The sequence below is a fragment of the Pseudoalteromonas spongiae UST010723-006 genome, from assembly GCF_000238255.3.
Classification (GTDB): Bacteria; Pseudomonadota; Gammaproteobacteria; order Enterobacterales; family Alteromonadaceae; genus Pseudoalteromonas; species Pseudoalteromonas spongiae.
Genome location: NZ_CP011040.1, coordinates 1002529 through 1020691 on the forward strand (window position 1 = coordinate 1002529; position 18163 = coordinate 1020691).

17 protein-coding genes are annotated in these 18163 nt (G+C 39.1%); 10 read left to right on the forward strand and 7 right to left on the reverse strand.

All coding sequences use genetic code 11. The features are described from left to right. Window positions 1-105: 105 nt before the first annotated feature. Window positions 106-795: a pirin family protein gene (locus PSPO_RS18710; RefSeq protein ID WP_010559009.1), complete on the forward strand. Its 690-nt coding sequence runs from the start codon at window positions 106-108 to the stop codon at window positions 793-795. On the opposite strand, the gene PSPO_RS18715 is transcribed toward PSPO_RS18710, so the two are convergent. Next, on the reverse strand, window positions 796-1131 hold the full coding sequence (locus tag PSPO_RS18715; protein ID WP_010559008.1) for a hypothetical protein: 336 nt from the start codon (window positions 1129-1131) through the stop codon (window positions 796-798). A gap of 225 nt (window positions 1132-1356) precedes the next feature. Then, complete coding sequence (gene yegD / locus PSPO_RS18720; RefSeq protein WP_010559007.1) at window positions 1357-2721, reverse strand: molecular chaperone; 1365 nt, start codon at window positions 2719-2721, stop codon at window positions 1357-1359. 334 nt (window positions 2722-3055) lie between these two features. On the opposite strand from yegD, the gene PSPO_RS18725 reads away from it, so the two are divergent. The 6 genes from PSPO_RS18725 to PSPO_RS18745 all read left to right on the forward strand — a co-directional run bounded on the left by PSPO_RS18725 (window position 3056) and on the right by PSPO_RS18745 (window position 6822). Continuing rightward, a complete protein-coding gene (locus PSPO_RS18725; RefSeq protein WP_158523468.1) occupies window positions 3056-3946 on the forward strand; it encodes an endonuclease/exonuclease/phosphatase family protein in 891 nt (296 codons plus the stop codon). A gap of 62 nt (window positions 3947-4008) precedes the next feature. After that, the gene (locus tag PSPO_RS18730; protein ID WP_084616604.1) at window positions 4009-4164 is read left to right on the forward strand and encodes a DUF2986 domain-containing protein; all 156 of its coding nucleotides are present in this window, start codon (window positions 4009-4011) and stop codon (window positions 4162-4164) included. A 302-nt stretch (window positions 4165-4466) separates the two neighbouring features. Next, window positions 4467-5198, forward strand: coding sequence for a substrate-binding periplasmic protein (locus PSPO_RS18735; protein ID WP_010559004.1), 732 nt, complete (start codon window positions 4467-4469; stop codon window positions 5196-5198). Window positions 5199-5356: 158 nt separating this feature from the next. Next, the gene (locus tag PSPO_RS21725) at window positions 5357-5530 is read left to right on the forward strand and encodes a hypothetical protein (protein WP_021033080.1); all 174 of its coding nucleotides are present in this window, start codon (window positions 5357-5359) and stop codon (window positions 5528-5530) included. Between the two features lie 34 nt (window positions 5531-5564). Next, entirely contained in the window at window positions 5565-5876 is a 312-nt protein-coding gene (locus PSPO_RS18740; protein WP_010559003.1) for a hypothetical protein, read from the forward strand. 19 nt (window positions 5877-5895) lie between these two features. After that, window positions 5896-6822: a hypothetical protein gene (locus PSPO_RS18745; protein WP_010559002.1), complete on the forward strand. Its 927-nt coding sequence runs from the start codon at window positions 5896-5898 to the stop codon at window positions 6820-6822. Between the two features lie 124 nt (window positions 6823-6946). On the opposite strand, the gene dbpA is transcribed toward PSPO_RS18745, so the two are convergent. After that, the gene (gene dbpA, locus PSPO_RS18750) at window positions 6947-8347 is read right to left on the reverse strand and encodes an ATP-dependent RNA helicase DbpA (RefSeq protein ID WP_010559001.1); all 1401 of its coding nucleotides are present in this window, start codon (window positions 8345-8347) and stop codon (window positions 6947-6949) included. Between the two features lie 101 nt (window positions 8348-8448). Between dbpA and PSPO_RS18755 the strand changes: the two genes are divergently transcribed. From PSPO_RS18755 to PSPO_RS18765, 3 genes are all read left to right on the forward strand, one after another. Further along, window positions 8449-8922 carry an NYN domain-containing protein gene (locus PSPO_RS18755; protein WP_010559000.1) on the forward strand — a complete coding sequence of 158 codons (474 nt, stop codon included), beginning with the start codon at window positions 8449-8451 and terminating at the stop codon, window positions 8920-8922. A gap of 10 nt (window positions 8923-8932) precedes the next feature. Next, window positions 8933-9379 (forward strand): acyltransferase, encoded by a 447-nt coding sequence (locus PSPO_RS18760; RefSeq protein WP_010558999.1) that lies wholly within the window; start codon window positions 8933-8935, stop codon window positions 9377-9379. A gap of 88 nt (window positions 9380-9467) precedes the next feature. Further along, window positions 9468-9935, forward strand: coding sequence for a nuclear transport factor 2-like protein (locus tag PSPO_RS18765; RefSeq protein ID WP_010558998.1), 468 nt, complete (start codon window positions 9468-9470; stop codon window positions 9933-9935). A gap of 94 nt (window positions 9936-10029) precedes the next feature. Here PSPO_RS18765 and PSPO_RS18770 read toward each other — a convergent pair whose 3' ends face one another. From PSPO_RS18770 to sctU, 4 genes are all read right to left on the reverse strand, one after another. Further along, window positions 10030-12840 (reverse strand): bifunctional aconitate hydratase 2/2-methylisocitrate dehydratase, encoded by a 2811-nt coding sequence (locus tag PSPO_RS18770; RefSeq protein WP_084616598.1) that lies wholly within the window; start codon window positions 12838-12840, stop codon window positions 10030-10032. Window positions 12841-13251: 411 nt separating this feature from the next. Beyond that, window positions 13252-15333: a winged helix-turn-helix domain-containing protein gene (locus PSPO_RS18775; protein ID WP_010558996.1), complete on the reverse strand. Its 2082-nt coding sequence runs from the start codon at window positions 15331-15333 to the stop codon at window positions 13252-13254. 520 nt (window positions 15334-15853) lie between these two features. Continuing rightward, window positions 15854-16900 carry a hypothetical protein gene (locus PSPO_RS18785; RefSeq protein ID WP_010558994.1) on the reverse strand — a complete coding sequence of 349 codons (1047 nt, stop codon included), beginning with the start codon at window positions 16898-16900 and terminating at the stop codon, window positions 15854-15856. A 170-nt stretch (window positions 16901-17070) separates the two neighbouring features. After that, entirely contained in the window at window positions 17071-18159 is a 1089-nt protein-coding gene (gene sctU, locus PSPO_RS18790; protein ID WP_010558993.1) for a type III secretion system export apparatus subunit SctU, read from the reverse strand. Window positions 18160-18163: the final 4 nt, after the last annotated feature.

Sequence of the window (18163 nt, forward strand, 5' to 3'; positions counted from 1 at the left end):
ATTGTTGTTACAAATGAATTTATTTTAATCACAAATTGGTGTTTTTAAAACAATAATTTCATTCTACTATGTATCTATCGAAGCAGAAAATAAATAGGAAATACCATGCAAGTATTAACACGTAATGAATTACCACTTGGTGGGTTTGCTGGTTTAGTTGAGCATCGTTTTGTCACGGATAGTCGATTATTCGGTTCACGTAAATCACCGTTAACATTCGAAGGATTGGGTCAATTTGTTTATCTGGCTGATGCCAAATTTAACCCATTTGGTGAAACCACAATGCACCCCCATAAAGAGATAGACGTCATCACTATTATGCTAGATGGACAAGTCACCCACGAAGGTTCATTAGAGCACGGTAAAAGTTTGCAAGCGGGTGATGCGCAAGTACAGCGCGCTGGTGGTGAAGGCTTTTCACACAATGAAATAAACCCAAATTCGTCAACTAATCGTTTATTACAATTATGGGCGTTGCCAGAAACATTCGGCGAACCCGCAGCGTATAAATACTATAAAACAGACAAACGAGGCATTACACATATCTATGGCGGTGATAAAACTCAAAACGCTACGTTTGATAGTAAAACCCATATTTACATCGTTAAACTCGCCGCTGGCGAAAGCTACCGTGCTGACACAGAAACATTAGCATATGTCTACAAGGGTAACCTTAATGTTGAAACCACGGAGCGACAAATAGTGGCAACTGATGGCACACTTGTACGTACTAAACACGCGACCTTTAGCGCACTAACACCGAGCGAGTTCGTAGTAATAAATCACGTAGAATAGTTAAAACGCCAATGCCAGTAGCGGCACATTTGACACAAACACAATTGCCGATGTAAGTGTTAACACTTTAATTTGCGTTGAAAGCATTCTCATTGAAGGAAAAAGCAAGGTCGCTGCTACTGCCACAAACGGTAAACCAAATGTGGTACCAAGAATAAACGCAATTTGCTTGCTGGGAACATCAAATGCACCATGGTTTATTGTGGCGTAATGAGCAAGATACGCATTTGAGATAATTAACACGGTTAATAACAACACCATTACCCAATCGAGCTTACGTTGAAAGGTGGGGTTAACCAACGAGTGTGAAGTATTGGTTTGTGCTGACGTATTCATAAGTCATCCTTGATAAGTTAGGTAGCGACTGGCTTAATATTGCGCGACTCCATTTGCAATAATTTAATATAAGCAAAGGGTGTACCTAATTTCAAGGAAATACGTCACTTAAAACATAATGCGTGATTGTGTTTATAAGTACGCCGTGTTGTGTCGCTTTTGCATTAGCGTAACAAATCCTTATGCAACGCTAATTTTAAGCTGATTAACCTTTTTAAAACCGGGTTATTTAAAGATTTTATTCGCCCACTTCGTTAAACCAGCAGTTACACTACCAAAGTTGTCACCATTTAACATTGGGATATCACCCAAAGCCTGTTGTAATGCCTTTTTGAGTAATGGCGATTGTGCACTACCGCCAGTTAGGTAAATCACATCTGGGCGGGTACCGGCTGCACAAATTGCGTCGTTCGCAAGATTCACCATTTGCTTTAAACTGTCATTAATCGCATCGCTCAAATCATGATGTTCAATTAACTGCATAAGATCAGATTCAACAAACGAAAGATCTGCATAATGCGTGCTCTGTTCCGATAAACCAATTTTCGCCAACTCCCCTTGCCTAACGACTTGATGAGATTGTTTATTTTCAAGCACTTTAATTAAACGCGAAAGTAAATTTGGCTGCTCTACATCACGTAATAAACGCGTTAATTCGCGATGATTTGTATCGCTGTAAAACTCACTTTGCAAATGAATATCGTTGATTTTACACGCTTGCCAATAAAGTGGATGTGGCATAGGTAAACCCGATTTCATTTGTGTTCCTAAACCAAATTGCGGCATCAATTTATGAAAACTTAGAGCGATGTCTAAATCGTTTCCGCCAATACGTTTACCTGTATGCGAAAGAAAGTCGTTGCTGCGATCATGGTTTTCGCGAAACGATGGACCCATTTGCACGAATGAGCAATCCGACGTACCACCGCCAATATCAACCACCAGCACTTTAGTATTTTCAGTGAGGGAGGTTTCAAAGTCGATACCAGCAGCCAGTGGCTCATACAAGAATTCTACGTGTTTAAACCCTGCTCGCTGAGCTGCTTTGGTTAATATACTAATCGCTTGTTGATTGCTTTCTTCTCCGCCAACGGCTTGAAAGTTAACTGGGCGACCAATTACCGTATGCGATAAACTATGTTTTAAATGGTTTTCGGCGCGGGTTTTGATTGCCATAATCATGGCTGTAGCAATGTCTTCAAAAAATGCAATTTGCTCTGGTTTTAACCCGGTTGCACCGAAAAATGATTTAGGAGATTTAACGTAAAAGCCTTCTTCGGGGAATTCTATATACTCATCGATGGCTTCTCGGCCAATGTAAATTCCGCTTTCATTATTTGCTAAATCAAGATCGCTGCGAATAGCAGGAATACCGGCCAACAGTCCTTTTCGTTGACTAACGTACGTGTCAGCCAGGTCGCCCTTAGCTAAGTTTTTAGCAACATAGTCAACAATTAAACTGTTGTGCTGAGCATATAAAGTAGATGGTAAATACGGTTTGCCATTCTCTAGCGGTACAAGCTTAGGAACACCTTGCTCTAAAACACCCATAGCGCAATTTGAACTACCATAATCAAAACCAACAATCATCGCATACTCCTAAGCAAAAAAAAGGTCGCGCAGAGTAGCACAGAGCGTTAGCAAGTACCATGGTTTTTAAAATTGATTGTGTATCATCCAATACAACCCGCTCTAAAGCGGTAAAATAAGGCATTAGTTTTTAACACGTGCTTATTTTTTAATACATTTTAATAGTGAACGTATCACTTAAAACTCGATTATACGGTAAATAACAAGTTGAAAATGCTTACTATACTATTAGTTAAATTACCGAAAGAGATAAGCTACTCGTTCTTAGGCAATCATGGTTAAATATTTACTGCTTATAATTATCAGCGTTGCCTTCACGTTGGCGCTCGTTGCAATGTCATCGCTTTCAGCCACTTATTATTGGCTTGATTTAGTGACAAGTTTTATTCCACACCTATTGATGCTGAGCCTTGGCTTATCGTTGATACTCATTTTTATAAAGCCAAAATTAGCATCTAACATCGCTGTAATTACATTCACCACATTGTTAATTAATCTACCTATAAATCTTTCATTTAATTACTACAGCGACCCCAGCATTACGGTTAGCCAACTTAACCTTAATTATTACAATGCTGACATTGAAAGCGTTTACAACATACTTGGCAACGAAGGTAGCGATATAACAGCACTATTTGAAGTGAATGATACTGATCGCGCACGCTTTATCGCGCTGCGTGGAGATTACTTTGATTATGGCTCTGCCGAAATTGAAGGGTTTCCAGATGGTATCGGTGTCATTACTAAATTCCCAATTTTGCAACGTATCACTCACTCAGTTTTTGAAAACAGCGTACGGGGTGTTATTGTTGAACTGCATTTAGCCGTAGAACATGAAAAATTACGTGTATTTGCTTTGCACCCACCCTCGCCGCGTAATCAAAAATTGTGGCATAAACGCAATATGATGTTGTTGTACTTAACAAACCTATTAAACCAACACCATGACATTAAACACACATTAGTATTAGGAGATTTTAATACCGGACCTTTGTCACAACACTTTACCCGTGTTGAGCGTTTCAACACTTGCTATCAATTAGCTGGCCATTATGCATCTTGGTCACCTGTTAAATTACCGCAGCCGTTATATTCGATTTTTGGACTTACCATTGACCACTGCTTATTAAGTGACTCACTATTACTCGATACATTAACCACCCAATATATCCCGGGTAGTGACCATGCTATGTTGAAATATAACATTGTATTACCAAAGCAATAAAAATACGTTGAGATATGGCAGACTATGCTAAACTCCGCGGCGATTTATTAAGTGAGAATTCTATGAACCGTCGCAAAAAAATTTATGAAAAGCTGAAAAAGAAAGACAAGAAAGCAAACGAAAAGCTGAATAAAAATAATAAGCCAAAATACATCTCGAAAGCAGAGCGTGAAAAACTGGCACAAACGACACCTGACAACAATCAGTCAGAAGACTAGAGCGTAAAGTAAAACACGCTCTACATTATTTATGTTGGGCTTTTTTAAACAGCAATAAAATAAAGTAACGCTCGTTTGCAGCAAAGCGTTAAACGCACCGAATACAGAAACAAAGAAGTAACACATTAAATAAGAATTTTGTCGGTTTATTTAGATTTAACTACGTTATATATTAATAACGGGAATAATAGTTAAATTATGCCGAACACTAAAAACGATTAATTGTTATATAATTGAATGTAAAAGCGTTTTTAACTGAAAGGTACGTTATTAAACACATAACGCATGGAGTGGGTACGAGTTTGTATCGAATAGCTATTTTTAATGTTTGTTTAATACTTTGCACGTTTTCGCTGTATGTAGCGGCAAGCGCAAAGCTCAATGTGGTTACCGAAGAGTGGCGACCATATAATTATACAAACGAGCACGGTGAAGTTGTTGGTCGCGCGACTGAGCGCGTCAAAGCTATTCTAGACAGTATTAATATTGAGTACCAAATTACGTCTTACCCGTGGGCGCGTTCTATGATTTTAACCGCTAACGACGAAAACACCCTTATTTATACCATTCTTAAAACAAAAGAGCGCGAAAACTTGTTTCAATGGGTTTGTCCGCTTATTGGCCCAGTTAAAGTTAATTTGTACAAGTTAGCGAAGCGCAAAGAGATAAATATAACCACGCTTGAGCACGCTAAGCGCTATGTTACATCCATCGAAAAGGGCGAATCAGATCATGAATATTTGTTGGCAAATGGCTTCAAAAATGGCGTTAACCTCGATGTAACGAGCGACCCTTACGCAGGTGCACGAAAGTTTTTTGCAGGACGTGTCGACTTGGTATTACAAACAGAGTGGGAAATGTCAGAAAATCTGCGTCATTTCAATCATACCGAGTCTGAAATCGAAAAGTTGATTGAGGTAACTAAGGCCAGTGACGAAGAAGGCTGCTTAGCGTTCAGCAACAAAACAGATAAAGCATTAGTAGAAAAAGTAAGAAACGCATTAAAAGCGTATAATCAAAAACACGGCTTATAATCACAACTTACCGCAACAACTACCCCGTTCCCGGCAATACACATTTGTTAACATTTATTGTGATGAGTTTATAGTAAAGTGACATTAGATTTGGTAAATATATCAACCATATAGAAAGTCTATAAAGCATATTACTTTAACTTCAAAAGGATTTGACCTTGCAATACGTTGAAATTTTTACGCTCGTTCTGTTTGCTGTGCTCTTTAGCATTGGTTACAAAAAAAATAACCGCAATATGATGTTAACTGCCTCATTATGTTTGTTAATTGGTTTTGCTATCGAACCATTTGTAATCGGGTTTGAGCAGGGCATTGCAGATGCGCGAAATTAAAAAATTAACAGTATCACATTAAAAGGACATTCAAATGAGACTTAAACTGGCTCCCCTATTCGTAATCTTTCTGTTTTTTGTTACATACTCGATGAGCGCAAGTGCAGAAGAATGCTCTGTAAAACTCAGCGCGAAAGAACAAACGCGTTGTTTAGAACGAAAAATTGTTAAATTAGAAAAAGTGATTGAAACATTGAGCAAACAATCAAGTTTGCTGCCAAAAAATACGATTGTTGAACTTGATGCGACACAATGCCCACTTGGTTGGACTAAATATGACTCACATCAAAATAACATTAACAGTCGTTCTGTCGCGCCAACAACCATTAAATGCAAAAAATCTTAGCGCATCCTAATTGGTGACTATGAAAGCATTTACTTATATCGCAATTTCTCTGTGCGTTGTGACTTCGCTTATTTTGATTTTAAACGGCGAAAACACAACGCAAGATATAACAAATACGTCGCTTAAAACGCAGCAGAACATCGAACAGTTTGAACATGAAAAAATCACCAAACCTCAGCCTATAACTAACGCGTTACCCACACAATCAAAGCACACCAAGCAAGGCCATTTAATTGAAATTACCAAACCACAATGGCGTTTTGAAGATGACATAAAGAGCCAGTTAAGTGCATTAAAGTTACGTGCAAAATCGGGAGACGCTGAAGCGAGTTACCTTCTTGCCCGTAATTTTCGTTATTGTTTATTCGCACCGTTAAATGAGCAAATGTTTGAAGACAAGCTTGAGCAAGCCTACCAATTTACAGACAGCACCGTGGCAATTGAGCGTGTGCGTGAACAGTATACCTATTGCCAGGGGCTTGAATCAGAAAATTTAAACGCCTTTTACACCTACTTAGAAACTGCAGCAACTCAAGGATTTGTGCCTGCGCAGGAAACATTAGGGCACGTCACTGCTGAGTTTTACATGCAATCACAAGGCTATGCATCATTATCGCGCGATGATTATATTGCAACGCGCAATGCATTTACGACACAAAAACTTGCGCTGTTAGAGCAAGCGGGTAAAAAAGGCAGTATTGATGCATTAATTCAATTGTCGAATCTGCATCACTCACAAAACGCAGGGAAATTTGGTCATGTAAAGTCATTTGCTCTAAACCAATTGATCACCCAATTTACCAACAATGACAAAATTTATAATCGCTTCTCTAGGTTCGTTAATAGACAGTACGATAGGCTCACTGCTGAAGAGCATGATAAAGCGAGTGAACTGCTGGAGCAGTGGTCAACGGATATTTATAAAAACGGTACGCTCTATCATTAGCGTATTTTTATAAAATATAACGCTCAGCGAGTAGATATAAGATTAGTGAAAACATTATTAAAATGCGCGCGTTATTTAAAGGTGTGTGACTTTGTCACACACCCGTATAACAGATTGAGTACGACTACTTAGTGACTTTGCGTACCCTAAAGTTACGGCCTTTCATTTTGCCTTCGCTAATGGTTTTTACAGCCGCATTGGCAATTTTTCGCGTTACCGCGACATACGATGTCATCGCCGTTACTTTGATTTTACCAATGTGTTCACCGGTAATTGTGCTATTTGACGTAAGCGCACCCAGAATATCGCCCGGGCGAAGTTTTGCTTTTTTACCACCATCAATTTGCAGCGTAATATTTGGCGCGCGCTCAATCGCGTTTGCAAATACCTCATCGCCTGGTAAATCAGTGGGCGTTGCTTCGATATTTAAATAGTCTTCTAACGCATTCACTTTATGGGATTCTTTATAACTCATAAGCGAACAGGCAATACCTTTATTGCCGACGCGGCCGGTACGGCCAATGCGGTGAACATGCACTTCAGGGTCGTGCGCTATGTGATAATTCACCACCATATCAACATGGTCAACATCAATGCCGCGCGCTGCAACATCGGTTGCAACCAAAATAGTTAAACTCTTGTTAGCAAAGCGCACTAAAGTACGGTCACGATCTTTTTGTTCTAAATCACCATGCAGCGCAGCACTATCAAAGCCAAAATGACTTAATTCATCGCATACATTTTGACATTCACTTTTGGTATTACAAAACACCACCGCTGATTTTGGCTGAAACTTAAGTAATAGGCGATTAACCGCATCTAAACGTGCATCATTATTTTCAACTTCATAAAAATATTGGCTAATTGAGCTGTGATCATGCGTTGCTTCTACCACGATTTTTTCAGGATTAACCATCACATGCTGTGCTAACTGCTCGATTTTAGTTGGGTAAGTGGCACTAAATAATAAATTTTGTCTTGCTGTTGGTAGGTGCTCAATGATGCAATTAAGTGACTCTTCAAACCCCATTTCTAGCATACGATCGGCTTCATCAAGCACAAAGGTATTTACTTCATCTAGAATTAAACGCCCTTTTCGTAAATGCTCTTCAATACGCCCTGGCGTACCAACCACAATGTGGGCGCCATGTTCAAGCGAGCCTATTTGTGGCCCCATCGGTGCGCCACCACATAATGCAAGCACTTTAATATTGTGAATCGCACGTGCGAGCTTTCGTATCTCTACTGCTACTTGGTCGGCAAGTTCACGTGTCGGGCACACAACCACTGCTTGCACGCGAAAACGTTTAACATTTAAGTTATGTAACAAGCCAAGTGAAAACGCAGCCGTTTTACCCGAACCTGTTTTGCCCTGCCCAATCACATCTTTACCCGCAAGAATAAGCGGCAAGGTTTGCGCCTGAATATCGGTCATTGTGGTATAACCTAAACTGGTTAAGTTTTCTAAAAGCGCGGGCGATAACGCCGTAGTTGAAAAACAAGAAGTTGAAGACAAAGCGAACACTCAAATATTGCAAAAAGAGAAGTATATCACAGCATGTCATCACTGTTAGTCTCAAACTATGCTTGCTATAGTGTCACAAACAATTAAATGAACTGATCACTTTGAAAAAAATCGCGCTCTTTGTAGATATTCAAAATATCTACTACACCACACGCCAAGCCTATCAACGCCAATTTAATTACCGTGAGTTATGGCAACAAATGTCTAATCAAGGAGAAATTGTACTCGCCAATGCATACGCAATCGCGCGCCAAGACGACCAACAGCATAAATTTCAAAAAGCACTTAAACACATTGGCTTTGACGTAAAACTCAAACCCTTTATCCAACGCGCTGACGGCTCAGCAAAAGGCGATTGGGATGTGGGTATTACGATTGATGTTTTAGAGCATGCGCCGAATGTTGATGTGGTGTGTTTACTCTCTGGCGATGGGGATTTTGATTTATTACTGCAAAAAGTTGCAGCTAAACATGGTATAGAAACCTGGGTATATGGCGTTGAAAAACTTACCGCACAGTCACTTATTTACAGTGCCAGTCGTTTTCAACCTATTACCAATGGATTGTTACTATAGATGACTAGTCATGGCGAGAAAATTATCCCTGATACAATATGTAAAACGCCGTAATGGTGTACCGCTCGGTGCATCAGGCTCGCTTACAAACATGCTTAAAAATGCCCTTGGTGCTAATAACTTTTCGCAGTTTTGGCTTTATTGGAACCCGATTTGGGGCTATTACTTAGCGACGAAAATTCAAAAACCACTAACGCTCTTTTTGCCACACACTCTCGCGCTAATTTTAACATTTAGTATCAGTGGACTAGTTCACGATTTAGCGGTAAGCGTAATCAAACAAGAAGTATTTTTTGTTTGTACACCGTGGTTTTTTGTAATGAGTTTAGCCGTTATAGCATCGACTAAATTGAACATTAATGTGAGCAAGTTTACTTTCGTTATCCGAGCATTTATACATTTATCGACCATAGTTATTTGCTACTGGCTAAGTGATTTCATTTTGCGATTAATGTAACAAAATAATTCTAAGCCTTTATTTTTCTTGGCAATAAAATAGTTAGTCGCTAGATTAGTTTATGTTTATAAAATCAACAGGAACTAAAATGCGCTTAATTATTATTTGCTTATTATCATTTTTAACAATACCTACGGTGCTTGCAAAAACAACGCAAATTGACCTAAAAGTATTCGCCACAGACTACTACAATGCAATGGTTGCAACTCAAGCACCAAACGCAACATCAAAAGAGTTAGAAAATTACTTAGCATTTTTAACCGATGATATAGGTCACACGCATTTACCTTATGTGACTGATGATGCGAGAAGACCCGATGGCAAAGAAGCGATGCGTAAAGGCATGACGTTTTATTTAGGTGCACACACAGAATACAACTCAAAGTTACTCAATGTATTTGCTTTTAATAACTCAGCTGTTGCGATTCGTTACACATCAAATGCCAAAGGCATTCATCCGCAAAATAAGCAGCCACTTGCGTATTCAAATGTGATGATGGAAGTACTCGAAATTGAAGATGGTAAAGTTGCGGTTATTCGTAAATATCATGAATAACGGTTCGCATGTGATAAGAATATTTAAATGATTCGTTAGACAATAAAAAAGCGCGGTAAGCAGAACTTACCGCGCTTTTCGTTAAATCAGTTTATTAAACCATTTTAACTGGTACTGCTTGCTCAGAACCGAACTTAGTCGTTAGCTCTTCTTCAAGCGGTGTAAACGCTGTTAGGTCAATGCCTTCAACTGCTGCTGAGTATTCAGCCATAGTTGGGAAACGACCAAGAATAGTTGAAAGTACTACTAATGGTGTTGAACCAAGTAGTGACTCACCTTTCTTCTCTGAAGTATCAGCTACAACACGGCCTTGGAAAAGACGTGTTGATGTTGCGATAACTGTATCACCTGGTTCTGCTTTTTCTTGGTTACCCATACATAGGTTACAGCCTGGGCGTTCTAGGTATAGGATGTTTTCGTACTTAGTACGTGCAGCCGTTTTCGGATTTGCATCGTCAAACTCAAAACCTGCGTACTTAGCAAGTACTTCCCAATCACCTTCAGCTTTAAGCTCATCAACAATGTTGTATGTTGGTGGCGCAACAACCAGTGGCGCTTTAAATTCGATTGAACCGTTTTGCTTTTCTAGGTTACGTAGCATTTGCGCGATGATCTGCATGTCACCTTTGTGAACCATACACGAACCAACGAAACCAAGGTCAACTGGTTTGCCATCGTAGAAAGAAACTGGACGAATAACATCGTGCGTGTAACGCTTAGACACGTCATCGTTGTTTACGTCTGGGTCAGCGATCATTGGCTCAACGATTTCGTCAAGGTTAACCACAACTTCTGCGTAGTACTTAGCGTTGTCATCTGGTGCAAGTGCTGGTTGCTCACCAGACTTAATACCTGCGATACGCTCGTCAGCCAAGTCGATAAGACCTTGAAGCGTTTTCGCTTCGTTTTCCATACCCTTGTTGATCATGATCTGGATACGGCTCTTAGCAAGTTCAATTGACTTGATAAGTGTTTCGTCGTTTGAAATACAGATTGACGCTTTCGCTTTCATTTCTGCAGTCCAGTCAGTAAACGTGAACGCTTGGTCAGCCATTAGTGTACCAATGTGAACTTCGATAATACGACCTTGGAACACGTTCTCACCGCCAAATTGCTTAAGCATTTGTGCTTGCGTTGCGTGTACCACGTCACGGAAGTCCATGTGCTTAGCCATTTTGCCTTTAAACGTTACTTTAACTGAATCAGGAATTGGCATTGCCGATTCACCTGTTGCTAAAGCAAGTGCTACAGTACCTGAGTCGGCACCGAATGCTACACCTTTAGACATACGCGTGTGTGAGTCACCACCGATGATGATTGCACGGTCGTCCACAGTAATATCGTTTAATACTTTGTGGATTACGTCAGTCATTGAGTGGTAAATGCCTTTAGGATCACGTGCAGTGATAAGGCCAAACTTGTTCATGAACGCCATTAATTTAGGAATGTTTGCTTGCGCTTTTGCATCCCAAACTGATGCTGTGTGACAACCAGACTGATAAGCACCATCTACAAGTGGTGAAATCGTTGAAGCAGCCATCGCTTCAAGTTCCTGACATGTCATAGGGCCCGTTGTATCTTGCGAACCTACGATGTTAACTTTAACACGTACGTTTGAACCAGCGTGTAGTGGCGTTTCAGATTGCACACCTACCGCATTACGGTTAAAGATTTTCTCAACCGCAGTAAGGCCTTGGCCTTCGTGTGAGATTTCTTTTGACGGTGCGTAAACTGCTGGTGCATCAACGCCTAGCGTTTCTGCTGCTAGCGTTTGAAGTTTCTTACCGAATACAACCGCGTAAGAGCCGCCCGCGCGCATGAATTCAACTTTCTGTGGCGTGAATGCAGATGACACATCTACAAGCTCTTTGTCACCGTTGTATAGTTTCTTCGCTTGGGTATCAATTGTTAATACCGTACCCGTTGCTACTGAGTAAGCTTCTTCTAGTACTGGGTCGCCATTTGCGTCTGTAACTGTTTTACCGTCAGCGTCAACTTTCTTAACCCAGTTTTTAAGGTCAAGACCGATACCACCGGTTACGTCAACCGTTGTAAGGAAGATAGGCGCAATACCGTTTGTACCAGCAACAACCGGTGCGATGTTAATAAATGGAACATATGGGCTCGCTTGCTCACCTGCCCAAAGTGCAACGTTATTCACACCAGACATACGTGAAGAACCTACACCCATAGTACCTTTCTCTGCGATAAGCATTACTTTCGCGTTAGGGTGCTTTTCTTTAAGTGCAACGATTTCTTGTTGTGCTTCTGGTGTAATCATACATTGGCCGTGTAATTCACGGTCAGCACGTGAGTGCGCTTGGTTACCTGGAGAAAGTAAATCGGTAGAGATATCACCTTCACCTGCAATGTAAGTTACAACTTCAATCTTCTCAGGAATGTTAGGAAGTTTTGTGAAGAACTCAGCATTTGCGTAGCTTTCTAAAATTTCTTTAGCAACTGCGTTGCCTGCTTTGAACGCATCTTGTAAACGCGTTGTATCAGCATCGTATAAGAATACTTGTGTTTTAAGTACGTCAGCAGCTTGTTTTGCAACTGCTTCATCATTACCTAGTGCAAGATCAAGTAATACTGCGATTGATGGACCACCTTTCATGTGTGAAAGTAGTTCAAACGCAAAGTCAGCTGAAATTTCAGCAACACTTTCTTCACCAAGAATGATTTCTTTTAAGAATTGCGCTTTAACGCCTGCCGCTGGTGTAGTACCAGGAAGCGTGTTGTAGATGAAGAATTTTAATGAATCTTCACGGTGCTCATTTGTTGTATCTTTAATTTGAGCGATGATTTCAGATAGTAGCTCTGCACTATCAATTGGCTTTGGGCTCAAACCAAGGTCTTTTTTACGAACCTCAATTTCTTCCATGTATTCTGTGTACAAACTCATAAAAAACTCTCGACGTGTTTTTGAAAAGATATGAACTAAGTATTTTACATGATTTTTACTCACTCACTAAACTGTCGAGTCTAAAAAACATGAAAAACTCAGTAAATTAATACTAATTGATAACCTTACTGGTCATAATCGTGAAGTCGTCAATAACTCATTGATAATAGTTATTATTACCAAACAAAAACCTAACCACTTTGCAACCAATTAAAGCACGTTAATGGGATTACGCAATAGTCTGTTTTATATGTCGACTTCACTTTAGATATTCATTTTCTGGCATTGTAACACGAGGATATCACAAGCAGGATTTAGCCAAATAATACCCATTATAAATGAAAATTATAGTAGGAAGAAAAAATATAATTTAGGTTAATATTTGAACGCAACAGAGTGTTAAATAGTGTTTTACCACCAGATCCGTTCGATATCTATATCTTTCATAATTCTGCTCCCAAGTAATATTTGGTGCTTATTTGTTATGTCCATACTGTGGATATTAAAATTGAGTTTACTCACATCAGCTTCTTTATCACCAGCTTTAAAACGATAAACCGTTTTAATTCGGTCAGTTGCGTAAAAGTAATCATCTACAGAGTTAAATCGCATATTTAAATCGACAATAACATTGTCAGGCAGTGTAACTAATTCTTTAGTATCTAGATTAACTAAGCCTTTATCAGTTGCGGCATAAGGCACACCGTTATTACTGTTAAATAGTGACAATGAGTTGACTGATAATATGGTTTGCTGTTCCTCTGTTATAAAATCATAACGCTTAACCCGCGCATCATCACCTTTTTCTACATACAACAAAGTATTACTGTTTTCGCCCCATATGATCGACAATAGTTCTTTTTTCGCTAAAAAATCAACGCTGCGTAATTTACCCGACTCTACATTTAAAATTTCAATGCGGTTATTTCGTTCAAACAACAAATGGTTGCTGTTTGGGCTTAATTTTAACTTTGATAATACAGTTGCTTTATCTTCAAAATGGGTTAATTGCTTAACGCCTAATTTGTTGCCATGCCATACCTGCGGTATGCCACTTCGTTTAGAAATAAAATAGGATTGCTGGCGCTCATTATCGTACTGAATAAAATATGAGTTGTGTTTTGATTCATAAATACTATACGCATCATGCCCACGGCCAAAGTCATCAACTTGTTTAAAACCGTAGTGTTGGGTGTTACTTGTTGTGTAATAAAGATCTGTTTTGCTTCTGTGACTTATATAATAAGGAAACACAAAATCAGGTAGTGATAGGCGTTCAATGACACTTGATGAGTTAATGTCGATTGTTACGATTTGGTCATAATCGATAAATCGCAACGTTTTCGTGTCTACCCAATCTAATGCAAATGAATACGTTGCTGACTTATTTTGATATAGCCTTTTTGACTCTAGCGTTTCGAATGAATGTAAAAACACTTGCACACGCTTATTTTTCTCAAAAATTAAATAAGCCAACCACTTTCCGTCTTTTGACAGCTTTGGCATCGCTGGGCCAAACAAATCAGGACGCGCCGGAACCAATGCATGTGATGTCTTTGTTTCTGTATCGTACTTTAACAAGGCTTTTGTTTTTAGTTCGTTATTGCTCGATGTGTAATACAAATATCGCCCTTGTTTATCGAGCGCTGCGTAGCCATCTGTTTGGTAATTACAATCTGATAGATGAGTAAAATCCGAACTTGCTGTAAAACCCGATATATTTGCCAACAGAATTTCGCATTTACCCAAACTCAAGTCTACCGCTTGCACAATTAAACTGTGCTGCTGATTTTGCCACGCCAATGCGGAAATCATCATTGTTGGGTGAACCAACGTAATTTCTTGCTTATCCGCGATCCGTCTAATATGGACTTTTCTCTCTTTGGTTTCTGGATAAGAGCGAGTGTAAGCCATAAAGGCTTTATCAAAACTAAATAACGGAAGCATTTCAGCCCCGCTATCGTTAGTTACAAGTTCGGTTTTAAAATCTGCCGTCGCCACATAATCGCTGTCTTGTTTTGGCCAAAAATACCAACAAAGTTGCCCAACAACCAACAGCAATACACCAATAACAAGCAAAGTATTTGGACGTACATTCGTTCGCGTTGATTTCTCTTTTTCGTTAACTTCAGTGCTTTGGGTTTCAATTATTTTTGGCTGTAGTTGTAAGCTATAGCCTTTACGATAATGGGTTTTGATTAGCGGCGCTTCAAGCTCAGAATGCTGGAGTTGTTTCCTCAATTCAGACATTGCGCGATTTATCGCATTGTCGTCAACAAATGATTGCTGCCAAACATTATCAACCAACATTTGGCGAGAAATAATTTGCTTTGGATGTGCAATAAAATACCGCAATAACTTAACAAGAAGTGGGTCTAATTCCGTTTTAATATCACCGTTCGATAGCAAACATAAATCGCTATCAAAAAGCCAAGGTCCTAACTGATAAATCACGTTGGTCGCAGTTAACAAAAATAAACGCGATATTAGCATAACTCGTTTTGTTTTCTACAAGTAATATTATTTATTTAAAAAATAATCAGATAAGGTTTCATTTAACATATTGAAATTTAGATATAATTTTAAAATAAACCTTATATTTCACGATATAATAGTTTGATAAGAGACAAAGATTAATTTAATCGGCATCATGGCCCCACAAACGTAATTTATGTAAAGCGGAAATAACCGATGTCACTTATTGCACTTATTTTTTCAGCACAATTAGCAATACCTGAGCTTAATCAGAATGAAGTGTTACAAGCTTCAGATACAAACCAGTACTCACACACAAAGCAGACGAATACGCAACAAGTAAAAAAGAAGCAAGTGGAAAAGAAAAAAGACACTGGTAGCCTTTTTTCAGTGTCTTTTAAGATTAGGTTTTAGCCTTTAGTTTTTGATTGGTTATTTAACCAGGTAAATACCGCTTTTCACGTTGAACTTCGCTTGAGTATATTTAACCATTTCAAGAAACATAAAGGCGGTCAAAATTAACCGCCTGTATAACTAATTACTGTTCACCATACTGGTCGTTTCCTATCGTTTCCTTTGGTTGCGAACTTGCTTCTTCCATATCCTCAACAATATCATCTAATGCTGCATTCATTGCATCCAAATCAGCTTTAAGATTATCAGCAAATTTTGATTCATTCGCTTTACTTTGCTGTGCAATTGCCTCTTGTCTTAATGCATCGACATCAATGCTTTTACCCTCACCCGCTTCGCCAAACACATCTTCGAAATTAGTATCTTTAGCAGCAATATTTTGATCTTCAGCCATTGCAGCAGCCTGTTGTTCAAAGCCAGTGTTCATCATCCCTTCAAAATCGTAAGCAGCTTGTGCCTGCTCGGCAATATTTTGGTCAACAGCCATTTGTCTGTTAACAGGTGAGTCACTTTGATTCACAACATCATCAATATAGCCAGCTGTAGCGCCTAAATTAATGTTATCGGGTATGCCTTCGCTACTGCCTTCTCGGCTAAGTTGCGGTGCATTTACCACAATATTAACATCCGCATCTTCACTGCCTTGGTTCATCATGGCTTGTATATTTGCCTGAATTTGATTTGGCACATCATCCATTGCCATCATATTATTAACAGGGGCTCCTGGTCCCATACCTGCACCCGGTTGGTCATTCTGATCAACAACAATAGACACTCCCGCCTCAAGATTGGCATGGCTATCAATGGAAAGACCATTATTGTTACTTGAAATCATGTTTTTAATACTATTAAAAATTGAATTTGCTTTGTCACTAATTGCTTCGCCAATATCCGCTAATTTTTCAGAGGCTTTATCGCACCACTCGGCTACATCGTCTTTCACATTACTTAGCGTCGTAACAATCGAGTCTTTAATTGAAGTGCAGGCATTACTAAACTTATCTTGCCAGTTCACAGATACAGGGTCATTTGACACTTGTTGCACATCACGGTGACCTAATTCAGCACTGTTAATCTGAGAATTAGCGTCATTATTACTATTAACTTGTGATGGGTTAATCACATTTGTTTGTGAAGCGGATTGTGTACCGCCTAAATCAGGTATTGGCATATATTCGTTCCTAATAAGTAACTAACTTAATGTTGTTTTCCTAAATTAAGACTTATTATGATGGGTAAAATACGGTGAATTATGCAGAAATGTGTGCAATTAATTTTATTTGGACACCCAGCTTAAAACACAAGTAACCACTTGATTTTAAACGCTATTCCATTAAGCTATTAATAATAAATGTCATCAGGTTCAATTTCTTCAGAATGATTATTATCTAAACTGCGCACAAAACGGATAATATCTGCAACTGCTTCAATGTATTCCTCTGTAATAAAGTTATCCATTTCAACCTTTGCAAACAAACCTCGCGCTAAATATTTTTGGCGGATAACTGGCACACCATGTTTTTCAGCAATGGTTCTAATTTTCTTTGCCGAGAGTAGTTCACCTTTAATCGTGACATAGGGCAATGGCGCTGCGGTTGCATCATATTTTAAGCCTACAGCTATTCGCGTTGGGTTAGTCACAATCACATCGGAAGATTTAACTCTCGCTTCGACTTGCTCTTCCATTAACTCTTGATGCAATTGTTTGCGGCGACCTTTAATTTCTGGGCTGCCTTCCATCTCTTTATATTCACGTTTAACTTCATCATGACTCATCATCAGCTGTTTTTTATGCTGTTTCATTTCGAGCAAATAGTCAGCTGCGGCCAAAAAGATAAACACACCTAAACAGTACAAAATTAATTTAAATACTAAGCTGCCTGATAACGTAAAGGCACACGCTGCGCCACAGTGAGGTATTGCCATCAGCGTTTTCATTTCATTGGTGAGAATAAAATAGGCAGTGTAGCTCAGCACAATAATTTTAATCAGCGACTTAATGAACTCCATTAAGTTCTTAAAGCTAAATATTTTTTTTGCGCCTTCTTTCGGGCTTATTTTTTTAAGCTCAGGTTTGATTGGTTTGGCGCTCATAATCCAGCCACTTTGTACTAAATTACTTATGATGCCAGTTAGAAAAACGATTGAAAGTAATGGCGCAAGCATTTTCATCGTCTGCAACAAAAACAATAATAAAATTTGGCCAATGGTTTTATTAAATGTGTGATTCTCAACGCGATCATAGAAATGCGTTGGTAAACTAAACAATGTCATAATCTGTTCGAGTAACACTGTGCCAAAAATATAGAAATAGCCCATTACAGCTAGCAACATAGCAAGTGACACTATTTCTTTGCTTTTCGCAACTTGGCCATCTTTTTTAGCATCTTTGAGCTTTTTCGGGGTGGGTTGTTCGGTTTTTTCAGACACAAAG

Bases quoted from the DNA above. Each gene is read 5' to 3' on its own strand.
- PSPO_RS18745 (WP_010559002.1), top strand. From the start codon at position 5,896: ATGAAAGCATTTACTTATATCGCAATTTCTCTGTGCGTTGTGACTTCG.
- PSPO_RS18730 (WP_084616604.1), top strand. From the start codon at position 4,009: ATGAACCGTCGCAAAAAAATTTATGAAAAGCTGAAAAAGAAAGACAAG.
- PSPO_RS18770 (WP_084616598.1), bottom strand. From the start codon at position 12,840: ATGAGTTTGTACACAGAATACATGGAAGAAATTGAGGTTCGTAAAAAA.
- PSPO_RS18725 (WP_158523468.1), top strand. From the start codon at position 3,056: ATGTCATCGCTTTCAGCCACTTATTATTGGCTTGATTTAGTGACAAGT.
- PSPO_RS18765 (WP_010558998.1), top strand. From the start codon at position 9,468: ATGCGCTTAATTATTATTTGCTTATTATCATTTTTAACAATACCTACG.
- PSPO_RS18740 (WP_010559003.1), top strand. From the start codon at position 5,565: ATGAGACTTAAACTGGCTCCCCTATTCGTAATCTTTCTGTTTTTTGTT.
- PSPO_RS18785 (WP_010558994.1), bottom strand. From the start codon at position 16,900: ATGCCAATACCTGATTTAGGCGGTACACAATCCGCTTCACAAACAAAT.
- PSPO_RS18775 (WP_010558996.1), bottom strand. From the start codon at position 15,333: ATGCTAATATCGCGTTTATTTTTGTTAACTGCGACCAACGTGATTTAT.
- PSPO_RS18710 (WP_010559009.1), top strand. From the start codon at position 106: ATGCAAGTATTAACACGTAATGAATTACCACTTGGTGGGTTTGCTGGT.
- PSPO_RS18715 (WP_010559008.1), bottom strand. From the start codon at position 1,131: ATGAATACGTCAGCACAAACCAATACTTCACACTCGTTGGTTAACCCC.
- PSPO_RS18760 (WP_010558999.1), top strand. From the start codon at position 8,933: ATGGCGAGAAAATTATCCCTGATACAATATGTAAAACGCCGTAATGGT.
- yegD (WP_010559007.1), bottom strand. From the start codon at position 2,721: ATGATTGTTGGTTTTGATTATGGTAGTTCAAATTGCGCTATGGGTGTT.